19 protein-coding genes and 1 pseudogene are annotated in these 25,917 nt (G+C 63.1%); 10 read left to right on the forward strand and 10 right to left on the reverse strand.

The window, feature by feature from the left end:
- Positions 1 to 81: 81 nt before the first annotated feature.
- From P0D73_RS38015 to zwf, 3 genes are all read right to left on the reverse strand, one after another.
- Positions 82 to 1,998 carry a bifunctional transcriptional regulator/glucokinase gene (locus tag P0D73_RS38015; protein WP_132375671.1) on the reverse strand — a complete coding sequence of 639 codons (1,917 nt, stop codon included), beginning with the start codon at positions 1,996 to 1,998 and terminating at the stop codon, positions 82 to 84.
- Positions 1,976 to 2,683, reverse strand: a complete 708-nt coding sequence (pgl, locus tag P0D73_RS38020) for a 6-phosphogluconolactonase (protein ID WP_408180684.1) — start codon at positions 2,681 to 2,683, stop codon at positions 1,976 to 1,978. Before pgl ends, P0D73_RS38015 begins: the two co-directional genes overlap by 23 nt.
- 180 nt (positions 2,684 to 2,863) lie before the next feature.
- Complete coding sequence (gene zwf / locus P0D73_RS38025; protein WP_408180683.1) at positions 2,864 to 4,327, reverse strand: glucose-6-phosphate dehydrogenase; 1,464 nt, start codon at positions 4,325 to 4,327, stop codon at positions 2,864 to 2,866.
- A gap of 542 nt (positions 4,328 to 4,869) precedes the next feature.
- On the opposite strand from zwf, the gene P0D73_RS38030 reads away from it, so the two are divergent.
- From P0D73_RS38030 to P0D73_RS38045, 4 genes are all read left to right on the forward strand, one after another.
- Positions 4,870 to 6,117: an ABC transporter substrate-binding protein gene (locus tag P0D73_RS38030; protein ID WP_132375667.1), complete on the forward strand. Its 1,248-nt coding sequence runs from the start codon at positions 4,870 to 4,872 to the stop codon at positions 6,115 to 6,117.
- Positions 6,118 to 6,319: 202 nt separating this feature from the next.
- A complete protein-coding gene (locus tag P0D73_RS38035; protein ID WP_408435215.1) occupies positions 6,320 to 7,258 on the forward strand; it encodes a carbohydrate ABC transporter permease in 939 nt (312 codons plus the stop codon).
- Positions 7,248 to 8,105 (forward strand): carbohydrate ABC transporter permease, encoded by an 858-nt coding sequence (locus P0D73_RS38040; protein WP_132375663.1) that lies wholly within the window; start codon positions 7,248 to 7,250, stop codon positions 8,103 to 8,105. Before P0D73_RS38035 ends, P0D73_RS38040 begins: the two co-directional genes overlap by 11 nt.
- Before the next feature lie 99 nt (positions 8,106 to 8,204).
- A complete protein-coding gene (locus P0D73_RS38045) occupies positions 8,205 to 9,320 on the forward strand; it encodes an ABC transporter ATP-binding protein (RefSeq protein ID WP_408290934.1) in 1,116 nt (371 codons plus the stop codon).
- 86 nt (positions 9,321 to 9,406) lie between these two features.
- Here the strand turns inward: P0D73_RS38045 and P0D73_RS38050 are convergent, their stop codons facing one another.
- Complete coding sequence (locus P0D73_RS38050) at positions 9,407 to 10,321, reverse strand: LysR family transcriptional regulator (RefSeq protein ID WP_408290931.1); 915 nt, start codon at positions 10,319 to 10,321, stop codon at positions 9,407 to 9,409.
- A 137-nt stretch (positions 10,322 to 10,458) separates the two neighbouring features.
- A complete protein-coding gene (locus P0D73_RS38055) occupies positions 10,459 to 11,118 on the reverse strand; it encodes a glutathione S-transferase family protein (protein WP_408180681.1) in 660 nt (219 codons plus the stop codon).
- A gap of 285 nt (positions 11,119 to 11,403) precedes the next feature.
- Here P0D73_RS38055 and fliD point away from each other — a divergent pair.
- Positions 11,404 to 12,911: pseudogene (gene fliD, locus P0D73_RS38060) on the forward strand (flagellar filament capping protein FliD).
- A gap of 63 nt (positions 12,912 to 12,974) precedes the next feature.
- Here the strand turns inward: fliD and P0D73_RS38065 are convergent.
- From P0D73_RS38065 to trxB, 3 genes are all read right to left on the reverse strand, one after another.
- A complete protein-coding gene (locus P0D73_RS38065) occupies positions 12,975 to 13,595 on the reverse strand; it encodes a trimeric intracellular cation channel family protein (RefSeq protein ID WP_132376955.1) in 621 nt (206 codons plus the stop codon).
- A gap of 13 nt (positions 13,596 to 13,608) precedes the next feature.
- The gene (locus P0D73_RS38070) at positions 13,609 to 14,367 is read right to left on the reverse strand and encodes a Smr/MutS family protein (protein ID WP_408435217.1); all 759 of its coding nucleotides are present in this window, start codon (positions 14,365 to 14,367) and stop codon (positions 13,609 to 13,611) included.
- Between the two features lie 182 nt (positions 14,368 to 14,549).
- The gene (gene trxB / locus P0D73_RS38075; protein ID WP_132375654.1) at positions 14,550 to 15,551 is read right to left on the reverse strand and encodes a thioredoxin-disulfide reductase; all 1,002 of its coding nucleotides are present in this window, start codon (positions 15,549 to 15,551) and stop codon (positions 14,550 to 14,552) included.
- 334 nt (positions 15,552 to 15,885) lie between these two features.
- Between trxB and P0D73_RS38080 the strand changes: the two genes are divergently transcribed.
- Together P0D73_RS38080 and lolA are read left to right on the forward strand one after the other, a co-directional pair.
- Positions 15,886 to 18,198, forward strand: a complete 2,313-nt coding sequence (locus P0D73_RS38080; RefSeq protein ID WP_408180678.1) for a DNA translocase FtsK — start codon at positions 15,886 to 15,888, stop codon at positions 18,196 to 18,198.
- A gap of 301 nt (positions 18,199 to 18,499) precedes the next feature.
- A complete protein-coding gene (lolA, locus tag P0D73_RS38085) occupies positions 18,500 to 19,234 on the forward strand; it encodes an outer membrane lipoprotein chaperone LolA (protein WP_132375650.1) in 735 nt (244 codons plus the stop codon).
- A 77-nt stretch (positions 19,235 to 19,311) separates the two neighbouring features.
- Here lolA and P0D73_RS38090 read toward each other — a convergent pair whose 3' ends face one another.
- Positions 19,312 to 20,232 (reverse strand): LysR family transcriptional regulator, encoded by a 921-nt coding sequence (locus P0D73_RS38090; RefSeq protein ID WP_408180676.1) that lies wholly within the window; start codon positions 20,230 to 20,232, stop codon positions 19,312 to 19,314.
- A gap of 170 nt (positions 20,233 to 20,402) precedes the next feature.
- On the opposite strand from P0D73_RS38090, the gene speB reads away from it, so the two are divergent.
- Positions 20,403 to 21,392 carry an agmatinase gene (gene speB, locus P0D73_RS38095; RefSeq protein WP_012432090.1) on the forward strand — a complete coding sequence of 330 codons (990 nt, stop codon included), beginning with the start codon at positions 20,403 to 20,405 and terminating at the stop codon, positions 21,390 to 21,392.
- 79 nt (positions 21,393 to 21,471) lie between these two features.
- Here speB and cytX read toward each other — a convergent pair whose 3' ends face one another.
- Positions 21,472 to 22,788, reverse strand: coding sequence for a putative hydroxymethylpyrimidine transporter CytX (cytX, locus tag P0D73_RS38100; RefSeq protein ID WP_132375646.1), 1,317 nt, complete (start codon positions 22,786 to 22,788; stop codon positions 21,472 to 21,474).
- 292 nt (positions 22,789 to 23,080) lie between these two features.
- Here cytX and P0D73_RS38105 point away from each other — a divergent pair, with 292 nt between their 5' ends.
- Both P0D73_RS38105 and serS read left to right on the forward strand, forming a co-directional pair.
- Complete coding sequence (locus P0D73_RS38105; RefSeq protein ID WP_408435220.1) at positions 23,081 to 24,394, forward strand: replication-associated recombination protein A; 1,314 nt, start codon at positions 23,081 to 23,083, stop codon at positions 24,392 to 24,394.
- A gap of 103 nt (positions 24,395 to 24,497) precedes the next feature.
- Positions 24,498 to 25,793, forward strand: coding sequence for a serine--tRNA ligase (gene serS / locus P0D73_RS38110; RefSeq protein WP_408180674.1), 1,296 nt, complete (start codon positions 24,498 to 24,500; stop codon positions 25,791 to 25,793).
- Positions 25,794 to 25,917 lie beyond the last annotated feature (124 nt).

Genomic DNA, 25,917 nt, shown 5'->3' on the forward strand with positions numbered 1-25,917 from the left:
GAATAGACCACTAACAAATCAAGGAAAGGCCAACACCTTAAAACCAACAACCACCTGCGGCGCAGACCAAAACCAGCAACATCAATCCCGCGCCGACGAAGCCGCCCCATGACTCAACCAATCGAGCACAGCGCTAGCATCATCATCAGCCCCTTGCCTGGCTTTGGCGACCGTCTCCGCGACATCAGCGCTGGGCACAGCACGCCGAATAGCCACTCCAACGGCAAGAATATCGATCATGACGAGATGCAAGATCCGCGAAATCATGGACAACTGCGACTCACGAATTTCAATGTGATCGGTTTCCAAAGCCACAGTAGCCCGCTTAGCCAACGGCGTATTGCTCGAAGTAATAGCAATCACCTTAGCCCCGGCCTGCATAGCCACATCCAGCACGCGCAGCAATTCAGGCGCGCGCCCTGACTTGGACACAGCAACGATCACATCCCCCTTCCCAAGCAAAGCCGCTGACGCCGCCTGCATATACAAATCGCCATAGGCAATAGTAGGAATACCAAACCGGAAGAACTTGTAATGCGCATCCTGCGCGACGATATTCGAATTCCCGAGCCCATAGAACTCGATCCTCCGCGCGCCGTTCAGAAGATCGATAGCCCGCTCGACCTGATCGAAGTTCAAATGCTCGCGCAACTGCAAAATCGCCGACACGGTGTTATCCAGCACTTTCGCGCCGAAGTCCGTCGCGGTATCACCCAGATGCACCTGGCTATGACTCACCGGAATCGTACCGGTTAACCCCGTGGCCAGCTTCAGCTTGAAATCCGACAACCCTTGGCAACCGAGCGAACGACAAAACCGGATCACCGTCGGCTGACTCACATCCGCCTTGCGAGCGATATCGACAATCGGATCATTAATAATCGACCGCGGATGATTCAGCGCGAGATCGGCCACACGTCGCTCGGCTGGCGTCAACGCATCGCGCATCTGCCGAATTCGCTCGAACACCGCTGATGAACTGCCGCCCGCGCGATTCGACAATTGCTCGGCAAGAATCGCCGATACACCGAGAAACGCCGGATATTCAGCGGTAATCACATACGTCGGCACGTTCTGCAGATAAGCCTCGAACCGGCCTTTAGCCTCGAAGCGCTTGCGAAACGACGACCGCGAGAAGAACTCGCCAAGCCGAGGCACGACACCACCGCCGATATAGATCCCGCCCAACGCCCCGAGCGTCACGGCGATATTGCCCGCGAAGGTGCCGAGAATGCCGCAGAACACATCGACGGACTCAGCCGCGAGCGGCTCGCCTTCCAGCGCGCGCTTGACGACCTCGACGGTGTCGACATTTGCCGCCACGCGCTTCTTGTCGCGGCCCGCGAGCGCGCGATAAATCACTTCGATGCCAGGGCCTGCGGCCACTCGCTCGAACGACACATGCGACCATTTCTTGCGCGCATATTGCAGCACGATATCTTCGCGTTCATCAGCCGGCGCGAACGTAGCGTGGCCACCTTCGCTGCCAAGCGCGATCCAGCGGTCGTCAGCGGGAATCAAACCGGACACGCCCATGCCGGTACCCGGACCGAGCAACCCAATCACGCTATTCGGCCGCCGCGCGCCGCCGCCCACCTGCACGCGTTGCTGGTCGGTGAGACCGGGCAGCGCCATCGCCAGCGCGGTAAAGTCGTTCACCACCAGCAGCGTGTCGAAACCAAGCGCGCGTCGCGTGGCTTCGATCGAAAAGCTCCAGTCGTGATTCGTCATGCTCACCTGATCGCCGTCGACCGGGTTCGCAATCGCGATCGCCGCGTGATTCACGCGGCCGATCTTGGTGTCCTTCAGATACTTCTTGATGACTTCGGCAACGCCCGGATAGTCCGCGCACGGATAGACCTTCACCGAGCCGATTTCGCCCGGGCTAGTCTCCAGCGCGAAGCGCGCATTGGTGCCGCCGATGTCGGCCAGCAGCCTCGGTCCATCGGCGTGCTGGCCCGCGCCCGGAACAGCCTTAGTTTGCACACCAGTAGACATCGAGTCTCACTCCCTTGTCGTTTGCCAACTGCGAGATGGCATTTTTTTGTAGCGAAGCGGACGCGGCATTCAGCACGTCCATCTTGCGCGGTCCTGCGATCAGCAAGAACAGATGCTTCACTTCCTTCAACGCGGACATGGACCAACTCACGCGCGCATGCGGCGCGCTGCCGGGGTGCACGGCAACGAAGCGCTCGGTCGTCGTGATCGCGTGGTCCCATTCGGGCGAGTCGGCAAAGATCGACGCGGTGTGGCCGTCTTCGCCCATGCCGAGAATCGCGACGTCCGGCACGACGCTGAAGCGCGAATCGGCATTCAGCGCGGCGACATGCGCGTTCAGATCTTGCGTGGTGTCCACGAGCGGCCAGAAGGTGGCGTCCTTCGCGGCATTCTGCAGCAGCGTGGCGTGCACCAGTTGCGAGTTGCTCGCGCTGTCCGTCTCCGGCACCCAGCGGTCATCGACCAGCGTCACGGCGATGCGCGCCCAGTCGAAGGTTTGCGTGGACAACGTCTGCAGGAACGGGCGCGGACTGCTGCCGCCGGACACTGCAAGCATTGCGGGGCGCGCGCCGGTGGTGGAACCGGCGGCCTGTGCGGCGAGCGACGCATGCAACGCGTCGCCGACCGCTTTCGCCAACGCGTCGGATTGGGCGCGTTGATCGTCGAAAGCGTGAAGCTCGATCACTTCTCCTCCGTGCTGCTTTTTTGTGTGATCTGCGGAATGTGCCGTACTGCTCTCACGCGATGCCTGCAAAGTGGATGACTTGCAGGCGCCCTCGTGATACCGGCGCCATTCCGTTCAGTTCGTCGGTGGGTCTTACGGGCGACACGTCATATTCCATTCAATACGACGCGCCGCCGTGATTCAATTCTCTTCTTCGAGCCAGCAGGTGCCGTGCTGCGCCAGCATCGCGCTCGATGCGGCCGGTCCCCACGTACCCGATGCGTACGGCTTGGGCGGCTTGTTCGACACCTTCCATTCGTTCAGGATCGGTTCGACCCAGCGCCATGCGGCCTCCTGCTCGTCGCGCCGCACAAACAGCGCGAGGCGACCGTTGATCACATCGAGCAGGAGACGCTGATATGCCTCCATCTGTCCTTCGCGGAAGAACTGGTCGAACGCGAGGTCGAGGTGGACGCTGGCCAGGTTCATGCCTTCACCGGGCTGCTTCGCGAGACAGTACAGGCGAATGGTTTCGTTCGGCTGCAGGCGGATCACCAGACGGTTCGCGCCGGCGCGCAATGCGGAGGCGCCCAGCGCTGAATGTGGCACCGCACGAAAGTTCACCACGATCTCGGCGACACGGTCGGCGAGGCGCTTACCGGTGCGCAGGAAAAACGGCACGCCAGCCCAACGCCAGTTTTCGATCTCGACCTTCAGCGCAACGAAGGTTTCGGTCGTGCTGTCCGGTCTCACGCCGGACTCGGTGGCGTACGCCGGCACCGCGGTGCCGCGAATCACGCCCGAATGATACTGCCCACGCACGGCGACCTTGCCGATATCGCGTGGATCGATGGGCTTCAAAGCGCGCAGCACGCGCAGCTTTTCGTCACGCACCGAATCCGAATCCATGGAGTGCGGCGGTTCCATCGCCACGATGGAAAGCAGTTGCAGCAAATGGTTCTGCACCATGTCGCGCAACGCGCCGGTATTGTCGTAGAAGTCGCCGCGCGCTTCCACGCCGAGCTCTTCGGCGATCGTGATCTGGATGCTCTCGACCCACTCGCGGCGCCACAGCGGCTCGAACAGCGCATTGCCGAAGCGCAACGCCAGCAGGTTCTGCACCGGTTCTTTACCGAGGTAGTGGTCGATCCGGTAGATCTGTTCTTCAGCGAAGATTTCGCCGACCGCATCATTAATTGCATTCGACGACTTGAGGTCGTAGCCGAGCGGCTTCTCCAGCACGATGCGCGAATTCTCGTTCAGCCCGACCGATGCCAGCGCATGGCAGATCGGTACGAACAGCGACGGGCCCGTTGCCAGATAGAACACGCGGATGCCCGGCAGATCCTTGATCGCGTCGCGCAAATGGACGAAGTCTTCCGCTTTGCCGAGGTCGATATTCACGAACTCGATGCGCTCCAGAAAGCTCGCCCATGCCGTTTCGTCCACACCGTTCTTCGACACGTGCGGTTTGACGTGCTCGTTCACCCACTCAATGTACTCGCGGCGATCCGTGGCATGCCGCGCCACCGCGACGATCTTGCCGCTGTCGGCCAGCATGCCGCCTGCACGGTGTGCTTCAAACAGTGCGGGCAGGATCTTGCGCATCGACAGGTCGCCGGTGCCGCCGAAGAGAACGAAGGTGAAGCTTGAATCGGTTTGCATGAGTCTCCGTCGATGTCCTGGGGGCCGCGGAAGGTGAGCGAAAGCGCGACCGTAGTCCGATAAAATATTTTTTGACACTGAATTGTAGTTTAACTACAATCCAAATCAAGAGGTAGCGCTAATTCGATGAAAAAAGCGTGCGCTGTGAGTCAAGATGCGCGTTTTCCCGAATCGGCAGGCGTCCCCTGCATGTTAACGGACATTGCGTGTCGGCACGTGCCAGCATGCCCCGGCGGCCCTTACGGAAAGCCGGGGAGCTGAACCGCCGGCAGGGTCTGCCCCAAGTTGACGTGCAAGGCACCTCGAGTCTGCCGCGCGCGACGCGGGCAGGCAAAAATCAAAAGAGGAGACAGTCAGTTGCATCCCGAACCACTCATCTCTTGAGCTTCCAGCGGCCGAAAATCGGTCCGCCGGCACATGCCTAAGGCATGCGCCCGACCGTGCTCGATCGCCCAGTGTTTTGCCTGTTTGAACCAACCACAGCACCCTGGCGACATCAGGGGCCATTTGTTTTTTGTTCAGGTGTCTGGAGGAGATAAGCAATGAAATTTCGCGCGATCATGGGCGCTTTGTGCGCCGCAGGTCTGATGTGTGGCGTCTCGGCTGTGCAAGCCGCCGAGTCGGTCGAAGTGTTGCACTGGTGGACTTCGGGCGGTGAATCGAAAGCCGTCGGCGTCCTCAAGGACGACATGACGAAGCAGGGTTACACGTGGAAGGACTTCGCGGTTGCGGGTGGCGCCGGCGCGGCTGCCATGACGGCACTCAAGACGCAGGTGATCTCGGGCAACGCACCGAGCGCTGCGCAGATCAAGGGTCCTCTGATCCAGGACTGGGCGTCGCAAGGCGTGCTGGTGCCGATCGACTCCGTCGCGGGTGACTGGAAGAAGAACCTGCCGCCGGAAATCGACAAGATCATGCACGCGGACGGTCACTACGTCGCGGCGCCGTTCTCGGTGCACCGCGTGAACTGGCTGTACATCAACAAGGCAGCGCTGGACAAGGCGGGCGGCAAGGCGCCGACCACGTGGCCTGAGTTCTTCGCGGTGGCCGACAAGATGAAGGCCGCGGGCATCCAGCCGATCGCGATGGGTGGCCAGCCGTGGCAAGACCTGACGCTGTGGGAAGACGTCGTGCTGTCGCAAGGCGCGGGCTTCTACAAGAAGGCGCTGGTTGATCTCGACGAGAAGACGCTGACGTCGGATCAGATGGTCGGCGTGTTCGACACGGTCCGCAAGATTCAGGGTTACTTCGACGCGGGCCGCACGGGTCGTGACTGGAACCTGGCAACGGCCATGGTCATCAACGGCAAGGCCGGCATGCAGTTCATGGGCGACTGGGCGAAGGGCGAATTCGCCAACGCCGGCAAGAAGTCGGGCTCGGACTACATCTGCGCCGCTGTGCCGGGCACGGAAAAGTCGTACACGTTCAACGTCGACTCGTTCGTGTTCTTCCAGCAGAAGGGCCAGAAGGCGGCAACGCCGGGTCAGCTCGCACTGGCGAAGACGATCATGTCGCCGGACTTCCAGGAACAGTTCAGCCTGAACAAGGGTTCCATCCCGGTTCGTCTGGGCGTGTCGATGGCCAAGTTCGACGACTGCGCGAAGAAGTCGTACGCGGATGAACAAGTGGCGATCAAGTCGGGCGGCTATGTGCCTTCGCTGGCACACGGCATGGCGCAACCGGATGCAGCAGCCGGCGCGATCTCGGACGTGGTCACGAAGTTCATGAACTCGCAGCAGGATTCGAAGAGCGCAGTTGCCGCGCTCGCGAAGGCAGCGAAGACCAAGTAAGTTGCGTCAAACGAAGCGGCGCGCCCGGCGGTTCAGCAACGGGCGCCGGGCGCGCCCTTCGTGTCGCTGATTGCCGGGGTTTTACTCGTTGCATTGGCAGGCGGCTTCACCCTGGTTTCATAGAGTCACACCTATGTCGTTACGGCCTCGCGTTTTTTCAGCGTGAAGGTCCGGGCGGCACAGTTTCAGCAGGAGTCGAGTAGTGACTGCTTCTATCAGCGGAAACGGGAAAACGGCCACCGTGACCCGCCGCACGTCGCCGATGGCGGCCCTTGCCGATCGCTGGATTCCGAAGCTGGTGCTCGCACCCAGCGTCGTGATCAGCCTGATCTTCGTGTATGGCTTCATCGCCATTACCGGCTTTCTGTCGCTGTCCAGTTCGCGACTGATGCCACGTTATGAATTTGTCGGTCTCGATCGTTATCGCGAGCTGTTCGATAACGATGTGTTCTGGACGTCGGCTGCCAACCTCGGCTGGTTCGGCATCCCGTTTATCGGTATCTGTATCGGTCTGGGTCTGTTCCTCGCGATCCTGCTCGATCAGCAGATCCGCAACGAAGGCGCGCTGCGCGCCGTGTTCCTGTACCCGATGGCGCTCTCGTTCATCGTGACCGGTACGGCGTGGCAATGGATCATGACGCCGAGCATCGGCCTCGAGAAGGTGTTCCACGACTGGGGCTGGACGAGCTTTTCGTTCGGCTGGCTGGGCGACCCGGACAAGGCGATCTTCTGCGTCGTGATCGCGGCCGTGTGGCAATCCGTGGGCTTCGTCATGGCGCTGTTCCTCGCGGGCCTGCGCGGTGTCGACGGTGAAATCTTCAAGGCCGCGCAGATGGACGGCGCGAATCTGCCCACCATCTATCGCAAGATCGTGATTCCGAGCATGCGCCCGGTGTTCTTCTCCGTGCTACTGATTCTCTGCCACATCACGATCAAGACCTTCGACCTGGTCGTTGCGTTGACCGCGGGTGGTCCGGGTACGTCTTCGTCGCTGCCGGCTATTTTCATGTACACGTTTTCGTTCAATCGCGGGCAACTGGGCGTCGGCGCGGCATCGTCGATGATGATGCTCGCCACTGTCGTAGCCGTGCTCGTGCCGCTGATGTATCTGGAATCGAGGAGCACCCGCAATGCAGCCTAAGATGACGATCAGCCGTGCCGTCATTTATGCGGCCTTGATCCTGTTCGCCCTGTACTTCCTGTTCCCGCTGTACGTGATGCTGTCCACGTCGTTCAAGGACATCGATCAACTGCGCACCGGCAACCTGCTCACGCCACCCACGCATTGGACCATCGATCCGTGGATCAAGGCGTGGAGCGGCGCCTGTACGGGTGTGCGTTGCGACGGCATGCAGCCGTTCTTCATGAACTCGGTGCGGATGGTGATTCCGGCCGTGCTGATCTCGTCGATCATCGGCGCGTTCAACGGTTATGTGCTCACGCACTGGCGCTTCCGTGGCGCGGATCCGATCTTCACGATGCTGCTGGTCGGCTGCTTCATTCCGTTCCAGGCGATCCTGCTGCCGATGGCGCGTTTCGAAGGCTTCCTCGGCCTGTCGAACACGACCACCGGGCTGGTGGTGGTGCACGTGATCTACGGCATCGCCTTCACCACGATGTTCTTCCGCAACTTCTACGTCAGCATTCCGGCTGAACTCGTGAAGGCGGCGCGCATCGACGGTGCGGGTTTCTTCACGATCTTCACGAAGATTCTGCTGCCGGTTTCGCTGCCGATTTTCATGGTGTGCCTGATCTGGCAATTCACGCAGATCTGGAATGACTTCCTGTTCGGGATTGTGTTCTCCGGTGTCGATTCGATGCCGATCACGGTGGCGCTGAACAACCTCGTGAACACCTCGACCGGCGTGAAGGAATACAACGTGGACATGGCCGGCGCGATCATCGCCGCGTTGCCCACGCTGCTGGTCTACATCATCGCCGGACGCTATTTCGTGCGCGGCCTGACGGCGGGCGCAGTGAAGGGCTAGACGCCAAGCTAAACCATCCGAGCGCGGCGGCGCTTCATGACGCGCCGCCGTCACCCGAAGACGTTTTCAAGCAGTACCAGAGACAAGAGGATTCACAGCATGGCAAGCCTTTCCATCCGTGACGTGTACAAGACTTACCCGAACGGGGTGCCGGTCCTGAAGGGTGTCAATATCGACATCGAAGACGGCCAGTTCCTGATTCTCGTCGGCGGTTCGGGCTGCGGGAAGTCGACGCTGCTAAACATGATTGCCGGCCTAGAGACCGTGACCAAGGGCGAGATCCAGATCGACGGCAAGACGGTGAACAACCTGTCGCCGAAAGATCGCGACATTGCGATGGTGTTCCAGTCGTACGCGCTGTATCCGTCCATGACGGTGCGCGAGAACATCTCGTTCGGTCTGAACATCCGCAAGGTGCCGAAGAACGAGCAGACGCAGATCGTCGACCGCGTGTCGAACACGCTGCAGATCACACACCTGCTCGATCGCAAACCGGGTCAACTGTCCGGCGGCCAGCGTCAGCGCGTGGCCATGGGCCGTGCCTTGGCACGCGATCCGGTCATGTTCCTGTTCGATGAACCGCTGTCGAACCTCGACGCGAAGCTGCGTATCGAGATGCGTTCGGAAATCAAGCTGCTGCATCAACGCCTCGGCACGACGATCGTCTACGTGACGCACGATCAGATCGAAGCGATGACGCTCGGCGACCGCATCGCGGTGATGAAAGACGGCATCGTGCAGCAGTTCGGCGCACCGCAGGAAATCTACGACTCGCCGTCGAACCTGTTCGTGGCCGGCTTCATCGGCGCGCCGCCGATGAACTTCATCCAGGGCAAGCTGGTGGAGCAGGGCGCGGGCGTGGCGCTCGAACTGGATACGGGTGTCGCACGCACGGCGGTGAACCTGCCGTTCGACTCGGCGAAGGTGAAGTCGCATGTGGGCCGTGAGGTGATTCTCGGTCTGCGTCCGGAGCGCATCACCGATGCGCGCGGCGCGCATGGCGACAACGCGAAGCTGCAGCCGATCGAAGTGAAGGTCGACGTGATCGAGCCGACCGGTCCGGACACGCTGGTGTTCGCGCAGGTCAACGGCAAGCGCATTGTGAGCCGCGTGCACCCGGCCTCGAATCCGCAGCCGCTGACGAACACGACGTTGCTGTTCGATACGTCGAAGGCGGTGCTGTTCGATCCGACGAACGAAGAGCGGATTGCCTGATCGCGAAGTTCGATTGCATTAGAAGAAGAAAAGCCCCATGCGCTTCGCAACGCATGGGGCTTTTCGTTTTTGCGCGCCTCGCTTCGTTAGTCCGTGATGCGCAGATCCGGATTGTTGCGCGCCAGTTCGGTCACCCACTCGATGAACGCACGCAGCCGCGAACTCAGATTCCGGCGATGCGCGTAGAGCACCGAGAGCGGCGTGCCGGGGCTCGTATAGTCGGTGAGAATTTCCTTCAGCACGCCTTGCGCGATCAGATCGGCGACCATGAAACGCGACGGCTGGATGATGCCGTGACCGAGCGCGGCCGCGCCGATGTAGACCGAGCCGTCGTTCACGGCGAGCACGCTCTTGAGCGACACCTTGGCGATCTCGCCGTCCACCTGGTATTCGAACGGGAACGTTCTGCCCGTGCGCGCGGACACGTAGTTGACCGCGCGGTGCTCGCTCAATTCTTCGAGTGTGGTCGGCTCGCCATATTTCTCCAGATACGCCGGCGACGCGCACGTGACGATTCGCGCCTGACCGATCCGCCGCGCGACGAGGCTCGACTCCTCCGGCGTGCCCATGCGGATCACGCAATCCACGCCGTCCTGAATCAGATCGATGTTGCGGTCGGCGAGGCCGAGCCGCACGTCGATCTCGGGGTATTGTCGGTAGAAATCGTCGAGCGCGGGGAGCAGCAGCGCGCGGGCCAGCGTGCCGGACGTATCCACGCGGATCGTGCCGGCCGGATTTTCGCGTTTGTTCGACAGCGACGATTCGGCGTCGGTGACTTCGGCGAGGATGCGCACGCAGCGCTCGTAGAACAGCGCGCCGTCTTCGGTGACGCTGACCTGGCGCGTCGAACGATTCAGCAGACGCACGCCGACGTGTTCTTCCAGCGCCTGGATGGTGCGGCTGACTTTGGCGCGTGGCAGGTCGAGCGACTCGGATACTTTGGTGAAGCTGTTCGCTTCGACCACACGCGTAAATATCTCCATCGCTTCGAAGCGGTCCATGTTTTGCCTTAAGGTTGAGTGGCGGAAGTAGGTTTCGAAGTGAAGTGTATAGGCTGGAAAAAATGTTGTCGCAAACGGTGATGGTGGGCGGGGCGCCGGCGCCCGTCTTTCGGCCGACGCGGCCGCGCCGCCGTCCCTCAATCGCGGTCCGGCGCGCCGAGTGGGAAATACGCGCGATACGGGCGCGCTTCATCCACCGCGCGTGCGAACGACGGCCGCGCCAGCAGGCGTTTGCGGTAGGCGAGCACGTGCGGAAACGCCGGGCCGATGGCGTGCGTCCAGTCGGCGTAAAACAGGAACGGCGCGGCGCCGCAATCGGCGAGGCTGAAGGTGTCGCCAGCCGCCCATTCGCGTTCCGCCATCACCTTGTTCAGCCAGCCGTACGCCGTGTCGAGCATGGCGCGCGCCTCGGCCACGGCTTGCGAGTCGCGCTCCGGCTCAGGGCGCATGCTGTCGTAGACGATCTTTTGCTGCGGCGTCGAGATGTAGTTGTCGAAGAAGCGGTCCATGCTGCGCACCTCCAGCGCGGCGCGGGCGTCGGCCGGCAGCAGCGGCACCGGGCCGGGATGGTAGAGGCCCAGGTACTCGATGATGATGCTCGCCTCCATCACGGTCCGGCTGCCGTCGACCAGCAGCGGAAAGCGCTTGATCGGCCAGAGCGCGGCGAATTCGGCCATGACTTGCGGGTCGTCGTGCGCCAGCAGGCGCAGTTCGAACGGCGTGCCGTTTTCGTAGAGCGCGGTCAGGACCTTCTGGCAGTAAGAGGAGAAGGGATGGGCGTAGAGCTTCAGTGGCATCGTGGTCACCTTGGGCGGTTGCTGATTCCGGGTGCGCTGCGGCGCGACGACGGCCAAAGGGCCGTTTACCTCACGACGAACGGCAGCGGCGTAAATCGACACTATGACGATTCATCCGACCCGGCATTCGTTACGACAAAGACGTCACAAAACTATGAAGAAAGATGGTGTAACATTTGAAAACTTTGTAAGAGACGCCGACGTGACCGGATAAATGGCGCAACAGAAGCGACCGGGGCGTCACTCAACAAATAACGAATAAATTCGACGCACGGGGAGCTTTACATGTCTACGATCACGTCCTCGGTGAATAGCGCGACGGCCAACGCGCAAAGCCAGGTCCAGCAAGCAGCGCAATCCATTATCAGCGGTTCGACCGGCAATTCGTCATGGATGTGGCGACCCTGGTCTCGGCGCTCGTCAACGCCAGGACGGCGGGTCAGGCGGCGGCGCTGCAGGCGAGGCAAACCACCGACAACACCACCTTGTCCGCCTACGGCGCGCTCACTTCGGCGTTGTCCGCCTTGCAGGCGGCGATCAAGAATCTGTCGGATGGGACCACGTTGTCCACCTTCGCGGCCACCGCGAGCGGCAAGGGCCTGGACCCGAAAGCGGGCCCGGGTGCGGTTGCCGGCAGCTATGCGATCGATGTGACGCAGATCGCTTCGTCGCAGAGCCTGTCTTCGGCGGCGTTCGGCGCCACGACGCAACTCGGCACCGGTAAGTTGACGATCTCGGTCGGCGGCAAGTCGATGGACGTCTCGATCGACAGCACCAACAACACGCTGAGCGGTATCGCCAGCGCGATCAACAAGGCGTCCAACAACCCCGGCGTCACGGCGACGATCGTGACCGGCACCGGCGGCGCTCACCTCGTGCTGCGCTCGGCGACCACCGGCTCGGCCAACACGATCAACGTGGCCACCAGCAACGTCCAGAACGACGCGGGCCTGTCGAGCCTCGGCGTGACGTCCACGCCCGGTGCGAACGGCGGAGCGTCCACGATCGTATCGTCGGATGCCGGCAATGCGTGGCATCAGAGCGAAGTGGCGCAGGACGCGTTGCTCACCATCGGCGGGATCGCGGCGCGCAGCGCCAGCAATGCTGTCGCCGATGCGATCGCCGGCGTCACGCTGAATCTGTCGAGCGCTTCGGTCAGCAACCCGCAAACGCTGACCATCGCGCCGGACACCACCGCGCAGAACACGGCCATCACGAATTTCGCCAACCTGTACAACACCGTCGTCACCACGATCAGCAAACTGTCCTCATTCGACAAATCGTCGAAGACGGGCGGCGCACTGCTCGGCGATTCGACGCTATTGACGGTTAAGAACGCGCTGGCGTCGATCGTGGGCGGCGGGGTTGGTAAGGGCACTTCGGTGGTGAGTCTCGGGCATATCGGGATCACGCTGAAGGGCGATCCGGCGGACGGTACGCTGGTCGTCGACAGCGCGAAACTGACTGCGGCGCTCAATTCCAGTCCCGCGCAAGTGGCCGCCTTGTTCAATGCGACCGACGGCGTCGGCGCCAAATTGAACAAGAGCATCGACGAATTCACGCGGACGGGCGGCATCATCGATACGCGCAACAACGCGCTGACCGCCGACCTGAAGAGCGTGACCGCGCAGCAGACCAAGCTGAGCGATTACGCCACGCAATTGACGAAGCAGTATCAAAGTCAGTTCACCGCGCTGAACACGTTGATGGCGACCATGAACAACAACTCGGCCTACCTGACGGCGCTGTTCGGCGGCTCGAAGAGCGCGGGTGCGCTGGCGACCAACAAGTAAGTTTGAATGTAGGGCGGCGCGTTGCCTATTCGCGGGCAACGCGCCGTTTTGCGATTCACTCTGTTAGTGCGGCAAACGCACATTGAACCGGAACGTCACGAGCCGTGCGAGCAGGATGAAGGCAGTCGCGATCAGCACGCTATACACCGTATCGACGTCCGCATAATCCAGCAGCACATACAGCCAGCAGCCCACGAACGCACACGTCGCGTAAGGCCGCGAGTCGCGCAGAATCAGCGGCACTTCGTTGCACAGCACGTCACGAATCACGCCGCCGAAAACCCCCGTCAGCACGCCCATCATCACCGAGGTGAACCACGGCATTTGCGCATCGTGCGCGATCGACGTGCCTCCTATGCTGAACAGCCCCAGCCCGATCGCATCCGCCACCAGCAGAACCCGCTCGGAAACTAGCCGCGAGGTCATTTTCAATAGAGTCGGCGCGAACAGCGACATGACGAAGATCGCGATCAGATAATCCTGATGCTCGACCCAGTAAAAAGGCCGCCGTTCCAGCAGCACGTCGCGCAACGTGCCGCCGCCGAAGGCCGTGGCGACCGCCACCAGAAACGTGCCCACCGCGTCGAGCCGGCGAGTTTTGGCCTCGATGAAACCGGAGAGGGCGTACGCGAAAATCGCCAGCGCCTCCATGATGGTCAGCGCGAGCGTCAGCCTCGGATGGATCACCGTGGCTCCGTCAGGATCTGGCGTGAGCCGGCGACGCGCCCGGCTGCAACAGCACGACCACCGCGCCGGCGCCGCCGTCATGCGGGCGCGCCTGGCAGAACGCGATCACCTCGGACTTCTGCACGAGCCACGCGCGTACTTTGCCCTTCAACACCGGCTCCTTGCCGATCGATCCCAGGCCCTTGCCGTGAATCACGCGCAAACACCGCAAACCGCGCTTCACCGACTCGCGGATGAACTCCGCCAGCGCCTCGCGCGCCTCTTCACGCCGCATGCCATGCAGGTCGATTTGCGCCTGCACGATCCAGTCGCCGCGCCGCAGTTTGCGCACCACTTCCTGGCTCACGCCGGGGCGGCAGTAGGACAGCGTCTCGTCGGTTTCGAGCAGGATCTCGGGATCGAACTCGTCGGAGATCGCTTCGTGCAGCACGGCTTCTTCGTCGAGTTTGGTCTGCACCGGCAGCGGCGGCGGAGGATTGCGCGGCAGCGTGGCGCGCGGCGGCACGGCGAGCGGCGCGACCGCTCCGATTTCGCGGCGAAACAGATCGGCGTCCGCCGAGGCTTCGCGCTGCGCGGCTGCGGCGGCCGCCCGTTCACGCTCACGCCGTTGCGTGTCGACTTTGAGCGCGTCGCGCAACGCGCCGAGGCCGGCAAGACCGGTCGCCGGATCGAGCTTCGGCTCGGCAGCGGGTGCAGCCGGTTCGGGCGCGGGTCGCGCGACGGCTCGCGCGCGCTTCGGTTCGCTCGGATGGGGCTGGTTCTTCGGCATTTTTGGGTAATACACGCAGAAAAAGTAGATCGGTCGCGCGACGTTTTCTTGCGACCGGAATGCAAAAAGGCCGCCGGCTTGGCAGCCGCGGCCTTCTTTCAAGCTGGCGGCCGGGTCACGCCCAGTCGCCATTTTACCGTTGCGCTAGTTTTCCCGACCGGTTCGCAGACCGGCGCGGCCGATTAACGCTCGGCTTCCTGACTCATGGCGTGCTCGCCGACCATCTCGTCGATGGTTTCCAGATAGCGTTGCGCGTCGAGCGCGGCCATACAGCCCGTGCCGGCGCTGGTGATCGCCTGGCGATACACGTGGTCCTGCACGTCGCCCGCTGCGAACACACCCGGCACGCTGGTCGCGGTCGCAAAACCGTTCAGGCCGCCCTTGGTGATGATGTAGCCGTTCTTCATCTCCAGCTGGCCCGCGAAAATGTCCGTGTTCGGCTTGTGGCCGATCGCGACGAACAGACCTTGCAGCGCGATGTCTTCGGTGGCGCCGGTTTGCGTGTTCTTGATGCGCAGGCCGGTCACGCCGGACTGGTCGCCGGTCACTTCGTCGAGCGTGTGGTTCCACTTGATCTCGACCAGGCCTTCCTTTTCCTTCGCGAGCAGACGGTCGATCAGGATCGGCTCGGCGCGGAACTTGTCGCGGCGATGGATCACCGTCACCTTCTTGGCGATGCCGGACAAATAGAGGGCTTCCTCGACCGCGGTATTGCCGCCGCCGATCACGGCCACATGTTGTTGCTTGTAGAAGAAGCCGTCGCAGGTGGCGCAGGCCGACACGCCTTTGCCCATGAACGCTTCTTCCGACGGCAGGCCGAGATATTGCGCCGATGCGCCGGTCGAGATGATCAGCGAGTCGCACGTGTATTCGCCCGAGTCGCCGATCAGGCGGATCGGCTTCTCATCCAGTTTGGCCGTGTGGATGTGGTCGAAAATGATCTCGGTGTTGAAGCGCTCGGCGTGCTCCAGAAAGCGCGCCATCAGTTCCGGGCCTTGCACGCCGTTGCCGTCGGCGGGCCAGTTTTCGACGTCGGTCGTGGTCATGAGCTGGCCGCCTTGGGCCAGACCTGTGACCAGCACCGGCGCGAGATTGGCGCGCGCCGCGTAGACCGCGGCCGTGTAGCCGGCGGGACCGGAACCGAGAATCAGAACCTTGGCGTGTTTCGTGGAAGTTGCGGGCATGATCGAATCCTTTTACGGCGCCCGGCTCGCCCATGCGAGGCCGCGCGACTTGAGCTGAAACTGTAGATGGGTATCAGCGCGACATTATAAAGGGCGGGGCGCCGGGCTGCTCCATGAAGCTTTCCGATCACGCCGATAGCGTCGGCGGCGCGCCCGGCAACGCCTTTCTGTGGCCAAACGGCCAAGTTACCGTCATTTACAGCCTCGCGCGGGGCACTGCGTTTACAATAGGCCGGATCGAAGTTCCCGGAAGCCGGGATCGGGCCCGAAGCCGCGCTGGGCGAGGCTCCCCCACGGCTCAGGCCGGGAATCGGGCACACACGCAACAGGATCAATGGCAAAAGCTCCCTATTCCGCGAGCGCGCAGGCATTGCCGCACCGCATGTCGCGCCTTTTCACCGAAATCCGCTGGATCCTGCAGGTGGCGCTCGGCGTTTTCCTGCTCATGGCGCTCGTCAGCTACAGCCGGCGCGATCCGAGCTGGACCCATGCCGCGCAGGTCGACCATATCGCCAACTGGGCGGGCCGCGTCGGCGCGTGGACGTCCGACATCCTGCTGCTGCTGTTCGGCCTGTCCGCCTACTGGTGGATCGTGCTGCTCGGCCGCCATATCTCCGCAAACTACAAGCGCATTACCCGTCACGAGGAAGAGCAGGAAGACTTGCCGCGTGAGAGCTGGCTCGCCGACGCGTTCGCCTTCATGCTCGTGCTGCTGGCCTGCGACGGCATCGAGGCGCTGCGCATGTGGTCGCTGAAAGTGCAGTTGCCGCGCGCGCCGGGCGGCGTGATCGGCGAGGCGGTCGCGCGCGGTGTGTCGCACGCGCTGGGTTTCACGGGCGGTACGCTGGCGCTCCTGATCGTGCTCGGCATCGGTTTGTCGTTGTATTTCCGTTTTTCGTGGCTGTCCGTGTCGGAGAAGGTCGGCGAATCGATCATTTCCGCGGTGACGTTTGCCAAGCTGCGCCGTGAGGCCGGCCGCGACCGCAAGCTCGGTGAGGCGGCTGCAGTGAAGCGCGAGGGCAAAGTCGAGAAGGGCCGCGTGCGGATCGAGGAGCACGAGCCGGTCATGATCGTGCCGCCGGTAGTCACGCCCGCCAAGTCGGAGCGTGTCGAGAAGGAGCGGCAAGTGCCGCTCTTCACTGACCTGCCGGGCGATTCCACGTTGCCACCCATTTCGCTGCTCGATGCCGCGCCCGTCGCGCAGGAAACCATTTCGGCGGATACGCTGGAATTTACCTCACGTCTGATCGAGAAAAAGCTCAAGGACTTCGGCGTCGAAGTGAGCGTGGTCGCAGCGTATCCGGGTCCGGTGGTCACGCGCTATGAAATCGAGCCGGCCACGGGCGTGAAGGGCAGCCAGATCGTCGGCCTCGCCAAGGACCTCGCGCGGTCGCTGTCGCTCGTGTCGATCCGCGTGGTCGAAACCATTCCGGGCAAGAATTTCATGGCGCTGGAGTTACCGAACCAGCGTCGCCAGACTGTGAGCCTGTCCGAGATTCTCGGCTCGGCGGTTTATGCGGATGCCGCGTCGCCGTTGACCATGGGCCTTGGCAAGGACATCGGCGGCAAGCCGGTGTGCGCCGACCTCGCGAAGATGCCGCACTTGCTGGTGGCGGGTACGACGGGTTCGGGCAAGTCGGTGGGTATCAACGCGATGATCCTGTCGCTGCTCTATAAGGCGAGCGCCGAACAGGTCCGCATGATCCTGATCGATCCGAAGATGCTCGAAATGAGCGTGTACGAAGGCATTCCGCATCTGCTGTGTCCGGTAGTCACGGACATGCGCCAGGCCGGTCACGCGCTGAACTGGGCGGTCGCCGAAATGGAGCGACGCTACAAGCTGATGAGCAAGCTCGGCGTGCGTAACCTCGCCGGCTACAACAACAAGATCGACGAAGCCGCCAAACGCGAAGAAAAGCTGCCGAATCCGTTCAGCCTCACACCGGACGATCCAGAGCCGCTCACGCGCTTGCCGAACATCGTCGTGGTGATCGACGAACTGGCCGACCTGATGATGGTGGTCGGCAAGAAGGTCGAAGAGCTCATCGCGCGGATCGCGCAGAAGGCGCGCGCGGCCGGCATTCATCTGATTCTGGCCACGCAGCGTCCGTCGGTGGACGTGATCACCGGCCTCATCAAGGCCAACGTACCGACGCGGATGGCCTTCCAGGTGTCATCCAAGATCGACTCGCGCACGATTCTCGACCAGCAGGGCGCGGAATCGCTGCTCGGCATGGGCGACATGCTGTATCTGCCGCCGGGCAGCGGCTTGCCGGTGCGCGTGCACGGCGCGTTCGTGTCGGACGAGGAAGTGCACCGCGTCGTCGACAAGCTCAAGGAACAGGGCGAGCCGAACTATATCGAAGGCATTCTCGAGGGCGGCGTGACGGGCGAGGGCGACGAAGGCTCCGCGGGCGCCGGGGGAACCGGCTCGGGCGACGGTGAGTCGGACCCGTTATACGACCAGGCGGTCGATGTGGTGCTGAAGAACCGTCGCGCGTCGATCTCGCTGGTGCAGCGGCATTTGCGCATCGGCTATAACCGCGCGGCGCGCCTGCTCGAGCAGATGGAGAACTCGGGCGTGGTGTCGGCGATGTCGTCGAACGGCAATCGCGAGATTCTTGCGCCGGCGCGGGAAGCGGAATAGGCCGACGGGCCTCAGTTCCGCGGTGAGACGGGCGGTGTGCCGTCGGTTGCGAAGCTGTGCGCCTGCGTTACCGCAGCGGGGAGCGGACGGCAAGCCGTGCTTCCACGACGTTCAGGCGCCGGCCGACTCTCTAAGGCTCGTTTAAGGCTGATTGCCTAAGCTGCTATAACACGTAAGCATGGCCGGCCGAGGGCAAGCCATCTGGCTTTGCGCCAGGCGCTCATCGCCGCGGGCACACAAGGATCGCCCGTGCGCCCACGACCACGGCCGCTCAACGAATTCAATCAAGGGAGAAAACTATATGAAGCTATTCGCGCAGCAGCACGCTCGAGAGAATGCTCAATCCAGCCGTTTCGGTCAGCTTGCCCGCGCCCTCGTGCGTAGCGTGGGCAGCGTGGCGATCGGCGCGTCGGTGCTGTTCGCGTCGCAGGCGTTCGCGAGCGGCACCGAGCAACTGAAGGCGTTCGTCGCGCAAGTGCATTCGGCGCGTGGCACTTTCGTGCAGCAGGAAGTGCGGGCACCGAGCAAGGCGCAAAGTGCGAGCGGCACGTTGTCGACCACGGGTACCGGCAAGACCGGCACGTCGAGCGGCACGTTCACGTTCGCGCGCCCCGGCAAATTCATCTGGCAATACGAGAAGCCGTATGCCCAACTGCTGCAGGCGGACGGCGACAAGCTCTACGTGTACGACAAGGATCTGAATCAGGTGACGGTGCGCAGCCTCGGCGGCGCGCTCGGCGCGAGCCCGGCGGCGATCCTGTTCGGCAGCAACGATCTCGACAAGAACTTCACGCTGCGTGATGCGGGCGTGAAGGCCGGCATCGACTGGCTCGAACTGACGCCGAAGGCGAAGGACACGCAATTCCAACGCGTCGGCATCGGCTTCAAGGACGGCAATCTCGAAGCGATGGAACTGCACGACGTGTTCGGCAACGTGACGTTGCTGACCTTCTCGAACATTCAGAAGAATCCGCCGCTGCCGGCCGATGCATTCAAGTTCACGGTGCCGAAGGGCGCGGACGTGATCAACGGATAAGCCGCCTTGGGGCGAGACGAAGTGCAGAGAAAGCCGCGCCCGAAAGCGCGGCTTTTTTATTGCGCGCGTTTTCTAACTTACTCGTCCACTTCCAGAACCTGCACCGGATGCGCGGCCTTCATGTCGTCGATGAACGCTTCGACGATATCCGTGCGATGCTGCCGCGCCCGCGTGACCATGTGGAACGCGACGCGGTAACGCATCTGCGCCGGATTCAGCGCGCCGAGCAGCCCTTGCTTGACGAACGGCGCCGCGAAATGCCCCGGCAGATAGCCGAGGTGATGCCCGGAGAGCACCAGCATCGCGACCGCTTCCATGTTGTCGGCGACGGCAGTGACGTTCTGCGGCGTGGTCGAACTCTCGGCTTCGGGCAGCGGATAACTGCGCCACGCCCATTCATGCAACGCCGCCTCGGCAGGCGGCACCTCGCCGGCCTGAGCGAACAACGGATGCCCTTTCGCGCAATAAGCGAACTGATCTTCCGCGAACACCTCGGTGTATTCGAGCGACGGCACGCGATGCCAGAAATAGCCGATGCCGATCTGAATCCGCCCATTCAACAGCAACTCTTCGAGTTCGCCCGGCGAGCGAACCAGAATCGAAAACCGCACCGACTGATCGCGCGCCCGGAAGCGGCCGATCGCGTCGCTGATGCGCGCGCTCGCCGACACCGGCGTGTGGCCTATCATGCCGATATCGAGTGTGCCGACGAGCTTGCGACCGACGTTGCGCGCCTGCATGCCGAAGGTGTCGACGGCTGAGAGCAGAGCGCGGGCGGCGTCGATGAACTGCTCGCCGCGCGCGGTCAGGCTGAAGCCGCCGCGGCCTCGCTCGCACAACCGGTAGCCGAGGCGCGTTTCCAGCGTGGCAAGCTGCGTGCTGATGGTCGACTGGCCGACGTTCAGGGTCGCCTGGGCCGGCGACACGCCGCCCGCGTCGACAATGGCGAGAAATACGCGGATCAGCCGCAGGTCGAGATCGGTGAGTTGGGAGAACATAGGTCAGGATACATCGCTGAGAATCAATGTGAAGTTTATTCCGTCGGTATTTTAACTTCTCGAAAACTGCTCAAGAATCGAGATTCGCCCGGCAAGGTGCGGTTTTGATGCTTCTCCTCGGCCGGTCTGCACGATTTTGCTTGCTGCCCCCTTTTCATTGCCGAGACACGATGAATACCTCTTCCTTCATTTCCCCAGAAGCCGGCGAACGGCCGCAGCCGCTGTCCGGCAACGCCATGCCCCGCTGCGGCGGCATCGCGACAATGATGCGGCTGCCGAACGTCGGCTCGGCCGAAGGGTTCGACGCCTGCTTCGTCGGCGTGCCGTTCGACCTCGGCACCTCGAACCGCACCGGCGCGCGCTTCGGCCCGCGCCAGATCCGCAGCGAGTCCGTATTGCTGCGTCCGTACAACATGGCAACGCGCGCGGCGCCCTTCGATTCGCTGCGCGTGGCCGATCTCGGCGACGTCGCGATCAATCCGTATAACCTGCACGATTCGATCAAGCGCATCGAAACCGCGTACGACGAAATTCTCCAGCACGATTGCAAGCCGATCACGCTCGGCGGCGATCACACTATCGCGCTGCCGATCCTGCGCGCGATTCATCGCAAGCACGGCAAGGTCGGCCTGATCCACGTGGATGCGCACGCGGACGTCAACGACACGATGATGGGCGAGAAGATCGCGCACGGCACGCCGTTCCGGCGCGCGGTGGAAGAGGGCTTGCTCGATTGCGATCGTGTCGTGCAGATCGGTTTGCGCGGTACGGGCTACGCGGCGGAAGACTTCGACTGGTGCCGCGATCAGGGCTTCGAAGTGGTGCAGGCCGAGGCGTGCTGGAACCAGTCGCTCGTGCCGTTGATGGCGCGTATTCGCGAGCGTATGGGCGACGGTCCGGTGTACATCACGTTCGACATCGACGGGATCGATCCGGCCTTTGCGCCGGGTACGGGCACGCCGGAAATCGCCGGCCTGACGGTGCCGCAGGCGCTGGAAATCATTCGCGGCTCGCGCGGGCTGAACATCGTCGGCTGCGATCTGGTCGAGGTCGCGCCGCCGTACGATCCGTTCGGCACGACCGCGCTGCTCGGCGCGAATCTCGCGTTCGAATTGCTGTGCGTGTTGCCGGGCGTCGAGTATCGGGCGTCCACGCGCTGAAGCGACTCACGCGATAAGAAAAGGCCTGCATTTGCAGGCCTTTTCGCATTTCTGGGTTCGCGTGACGCTCGCTCAAGACTCAGGCATACGCCGTCTTGCGCGTCGACACGAACACCAGATAGCACGCCGCGCCGATCACCAGCGCGGGCAGCGTCGCGCCGAGATTCGGCAGCCATTGGTTGATCGCCTGATACGCGACGATGCCGATGGCCCACGCGAGGAACGCGCTCAGATGCCAGCCGCCCGAGAAGCCGTAACGGCCGCGCACGTCGGCGAGCGCGGCGGCTTCGATGCGGCGCTTGCGCACGATGAAGTGATCCACCAGCACCACACCGAACAGCGGCGCGAACACCGAGCCGATCAGCAGCAGGAAGTTCTGATACTTCGCCATCGGCACGGCCACGGCGATCAGCGTGCACAACGCACCGAACGCCGCCGACAACAGAGGCACGCTGCCGCGAGCCCAGACCGTGCCGGTCGACACCGCGGCCGAGTGGATATCGGCGAAGGCGTTGTCGACTTCGTCGATCAGGATCAGCAGCAAGGCGAGGCCGCCGCCGGCTTGCGCCAGCGCGCCCGTCAGCAGTGCGTCGCCGCCGCCTGCCGCGAGGCCGTAGATCGCGCCGAGCGCGTAAAACCAGATGTTGGCGATGCCGTAGCCGAGCAGCGTGCCACGGAAGGTTTCGCCGGGCCGCCGTCCGAAGCGCGTGTAGTCGGCGATCAGCGGCAGCCACGACAGCGGCATGGCCACCACCAGATCGATCGCGCCGCCGAACGACATCTCACCCGTGCCCGGACGCTGCATCAGCGCAGCCAGATCGTGCTTGGCGAGCAGATTCCACGTGAGCCAGGCCGCGCCCGCGAGCAGCAGCCAGATGCCCCACGTGCGCAGAAAGCGCCGCACGAACGACAGCGGGCCGCTGATCGCCAGCAGTGTCGCGAGCAAGCCGAAGATCACGGTCCAGATGAGCGGCATGGAGAGGCCGAAGGCCTGTTTGGCGAGGGCGTCGGCGGAGTCGCGCATCACGATCACCTCGAATGAGCCCCAGCCGACCAGTTGCACCGCGTTCAGCACGGCGGGCACGGAAGCGCCGCGCACGCCGAGTGTCGGCCGCAGCGACGACATCGCCGCGAGCCCCGTATCCGTGCCGATGACGCCAGCCAGCGCCAGCAGCACCACGCCGATCACGCTGCCGATCACGATGGCCAGCAACGCATGCGGCAGCGATAGTCCCGGCACCAGCAGCGCGCCCGCTTGCGCGACCAGGAGGCCGATGCCGAGCGAAAACCAGAGCGCGAACGCGTCGCCGGTGCGGAATGCGCGGCGCGCGTCGGGCACCGGCGTGAGCGGTGCGTAGGTGGAACCGGCGTCGCCGGCGAGTGGATCTTGTGCCATCTGTTCTTGTCCCTGTTGGTGTTGCTTGCAAACTTACCTGTGAAGTTGGGTCGGCGGTTGCGTTTGCTGTTATATCCGCGGTTGCTTATCGGGTTGCGTCATTCGCTGCCGGATTTCCGCCCGGCCGAGCCGCCCAAGTCCTCCCGGCGCGCCGCGCGGTCTTCGTCCGGGCGCCGTCACTGTCATAATGCAGGACGTTGCCCGCACTTTCGCGTGCTGGCGTGGCTCACCGGCAGTACGCCGCCTTCACACGGACCGCGTCCGGAAAAGCCGAGATTATCCCCAAAACGTCATGTTTGAAGAAACCCGTGCCAATGTTCCGCTCGCCGAACGCCTGCGGCCCCGCAATATCGACGAAGTGATCGGCCAGAAGCACCTGCTCGGCCCGAACAAGCCGCTGCGGGTCGCGTTCGAATCCGGCGAAGCCCATTCGATGATCCTCTGGGGCCCGCCCGGCGTCGGGAAAACCACGCTCGCCCGGCTCATGGCCGATGCATTTCATGCCGAGTTCATCGCGCTGTCCGCGGTGCTCTCGGGCGTGAAGGACATCCGCGAAGCGGTCGAGACCGCGCAGATTCATCGCGCGAACGGGCATCAGACGCTCGTGTTCGTCGACGAAGTGCATCGCTTCAACAAGAGCCAGCAAGATGCGTTCTTGCCGCACGTCGAGTCGGGACTGTTGGTGTTCGTCGGCGCGACGACCGAGAATCCGTCGTTCGAGGTGAATAGCGCATTGCTCTCGCGTGCGGCCGTCTATGTGCTGAAAAGCCTGAACGACGAAGAGCAGCGCGAGTTGCTCGAACGCGCGCAGCAGGAACTCGGCGGCCTCACGTTCACCGACGAAGCCCGCGACGCCCTGATCGGTTCCGCCGACGGCGACGGCCGCAAGCTGCTGAACAACCTCGAAATCGTCGCCCGGGCGGCCTCGCAGCAAAAGACCACCGAGATCGACGGCGCCTTGCTCGGCAGCGCGCTCGCCGAAAATCTGCGCCGCTTCGACAAGGGCGGCGACGCATTCTACGACCAGATCAGCGCGCTGCATAAATCGGTGCGCGGCAGCAGCCCGGACGGTGCGCTGTACTGGTTCTGCCGCATGCTCGACGGCGGCGCGGACCCGCGTTATCTGGCGCGCCGCATCGTGCGCATGGCTTGGGAAGACATCGGCCTCGCCGATCCGCGCGCCGCGCGCATCGCGCTCGACGCCGCCGAAACCTATGAGCGCCTCGGCACGCCCGAGGGCGAGCTGGCGCTGGCGCAGGCGATCATCTATCTGGCGGTCGCGCCGAAATCGAACGCCGGGTACAACGCGTATAACGAGGCGCGCCGCTTCGTGAGCAAGGACCAGTCGCGCGGCGTGCCGGTGCACTTGCGCAACGCGCCGACCAAGCTGATGAAGGAACTCGGCTACGGTCACGAGTATCGCTACGCGCACGATGAACCCGATGCCTACGCGGCCGGCGAGACCTACCTGCCGGAGAACATGCGCGATCCGCATTGGTACGAGCCGACGCCGCGCGGGCTCGAAGGCAAGATCGGTGACAAGATGGCGCGTCTGGCGGAGCTCGACGCGCAGTGGCGCAGCGAGAACAAGCCGAAGAAGGGGTGAGGGTTTGCGGCGGCATCCGCACGCGTTCACCATCTAACGCACCGGCCGCCCGCGCCGGTGCGCTAAAATCCCACCTTCATATAACGAACACCCGCCCCATCCCATGCTCGACATACAGCTGCTGCGCAAAGACCTCGACGGCGTCGCCAAACGCCTCGCCGACCGCGGCTATACCCTCGACGTGGCGGCCTTCACCGCGCTCGAAGCGGAACGCCGCGATACCCAGACCCGTACCGAAGAGATGCAGGCGCGCCGCAACAGCCTGTCGAAGCAGATCGGCGCGATGAAAGGCAAGGGCGAGGACACGTCGGCGGTGATGGCCGAAGTGGGCGGCATCGGCGACGAAATGAAGGCGTCGGCGGCCAAGCTGGACGAGATCCAGAAGCGTCTGTCGGATCTGCTGCTCGGCGTGCCGAACCTGCCGCACGAAAGCGTGCCGATGGGCGATGACGAAACCGGCAACGTCGAAGTGCGCCGCTGGGGCACGCCGCGCCAGTTCGACTTCGAGGTGAAGGATCACGTCGATGTCGGCGCGCCGCTCGGGCTCGACTTCGAGACCGGCGCGAAGCTCTCGGGCGCGCGCTTCACCATGCTGCGCGGCCAGATTGCGCGGCTGCATCGCGCGCTCGCGCAGTTCATGATCGACACGCACACGCAGCAGCATGGCTATACGGAGATCTACACGCCGTACATCGTGAATCCGGAAATTCTGTACGGCACCGGCCAATTGCCTAAATTCGCCGATGACATGTTCCGCGTCGAGAAGGGCGGTGAAGAGAACACGGTTACGCAGTATCTGATCTCCACCTCGGAAATTTCGCTGACGAACACGGTGCGCGACAGCATCCTCGAAGCGGACGCGCTGCCGGTCAAGCTGACCGCACATTCGCCGTGCTTCCGCTCGGAAGCGGGCTCGTATGGCCGCGACACGCGCGGTCTGATCCGCCAGCATCAGTTCGACAAGGTCGAGATGGTGCAGATCGTCGCGCCGGAAGCGTCTTACGACGCGCTGGAAGAGATGGTCGGCCACGCTGAGACGATTCTGCAGAAGCTGGAACTGCCGTACCGTGTGATCACGCTGTGCACGGGCGATATGGGCTTCTCGGCGGCCAAGACGTACGACCTGGAAGTGTGGGTGCCGGCGCAAAACACGTATCGCGAAATTTCAAGCTGCTCGAACACGGAGTCGTTCCAGGCTCGCCGCATGCAGGCGCGTTATCGCAATGCGCAGGGCAAGCCGGAGCTGGTGCACACGCTGAACGGTTCGGGTCTGGCCGTGGGCCGTACGCTCGTGGCGGTGCTCGAGAACTTCCAGAACGCCGATGGTTCGGTCACCGTGCCGGTGGCGTTGCGTCCGTACCTCGGCGGTGTGGAGCGGCTGGAATTGCCGGCTGCCTGATCGGAGCGCGGCGGGCCGCTGTTGTCGTTTCCAAGCCTCTTCGAAAAATTTTCGTCGAGGGGCTTGGAAATCGAATTCAGCTGTTTTATAATCTTTTTCTCCCAAGCAACGACCCGCTTGGATC

It is taken from the genome of Paraburkholderia sp. RL18-101-BIB-B (assembly GCF_046026985.1).
Lineage (GTDB): Bacteria > Pseudomonadota > Gammaproteobacteria > Burkholderiales > Burkholderiaceae > Paraburkholderia.

Bases quoted from the DNA above. Each gene is read 5' to 3' on its own strand.
- P0D73_RS38015 (WP_132375671.1), bottom strand. From the start codon at position 1,998: ATGTCTACTGGTGTGCAAACTAAGGCTGTTCCGGGCGCGGGCCAGCAC.
- trxB (WP_132375654.1), bottom strand. From the start codon at position 15,551: ATGCCCGCAACTTCCACGAAACACGCCAAGGTTCTGATTCTCGGTTCC.
- P0D73_RS38080 (WP_408180678.1), top strand. From the start codon at position 15,886: ATGGCAAAAGCTCCCTATTCCGCGAGCGCGCAGGCATTGCCGCACCGC.
- lolA (WP_132375650.1), top strand. From the start codon at position 18,500: ATGAAGCTATTCGCGCAGCAGCACGCTCGAGAGAATGCTCAATCCAGC.
- cytX (WP_132375646.1), bottom strand. From the start codon at position 22,788: ATGGCACAAGATCCACTCGCCGGCGACGCCGGTTCCACCTACGCACCG.
- P0D73_RS38105 (WP_408435220.1), top strand. From the start codon at position 23,081: ATGTTTGAAGAAACCCGTGCCAATGTTCCGCTCGCCGAACGCCTGCGG.
- P0D73_RS38070 (WP_408435217.1), bottom strand. From the start codon at position 14,367: ATGCCGAAGAACCAGCCCCATCCGAGCGAACCGAAGCGCGCGCGAGCC.
- zwf (WP_408180683.1), bottom strand. From the start codon at position 4,327: ATGCAAACCGATTCAAGCTTCACCTTCGTTCTCTTCGGCGGCACCGGC.
- speB (WP_012432090.1), top strand. From the start codon at position 20,403: ATGAATACCTCTTCCTTCATTTCCCCAGAAGCCGGCGAACGGCCGCAG.
- P0D73_RS38040 (WP_132375663.1), top strand. From the start codon at position 7,248: ATGCAGCCTAAGATGACGATCAGCCGTGCCGTCATTTATGCGGCCTTG.
- serS (WP_408180674.1), top strand. From the start codon at position 24,498: ATGCTCGACATACAGCTGCTGCGCAAAGACCTCGACGGCGTCGCCAAA.
- P0D73_RS38050 (WP_408290931.1), bottom strand. From the start codon at position 10,321: ATGGACCGCTTCGAAGCGATGGAGATATTTACGCGTGTGGTCGAAGCG.
- P0D73_RS38030 (WP_132375667.1), top strand. From the start codon at position 4,870: ATGAAATTTCGCGCGATCATGGGCGCTTTGTGCGCCGCAGGTCTGATG.
- P0D73_RS38090 (WP_408180676.1), bottom strand. From the start codon at position 20,232: ATGTTCTCCCAACTCACCGATCTCGACCTGCGGCTGATCCGCGTATTT.
- P0D73_RS38045 (WP_408290934.1), top strand. From the start codon at position 8,205: ATGGCAAGCCTTTCCATCCGTGACGTGTACAAGACTTACCCGAACGGG.
- P0D73_RS38055 (WP_408180681.1), bottom strand. From the start codon at position 11,118: ATGCCACTGAAGCTCTACGCCCATCCCTTCTCCTCTTACTGCCAGAAG.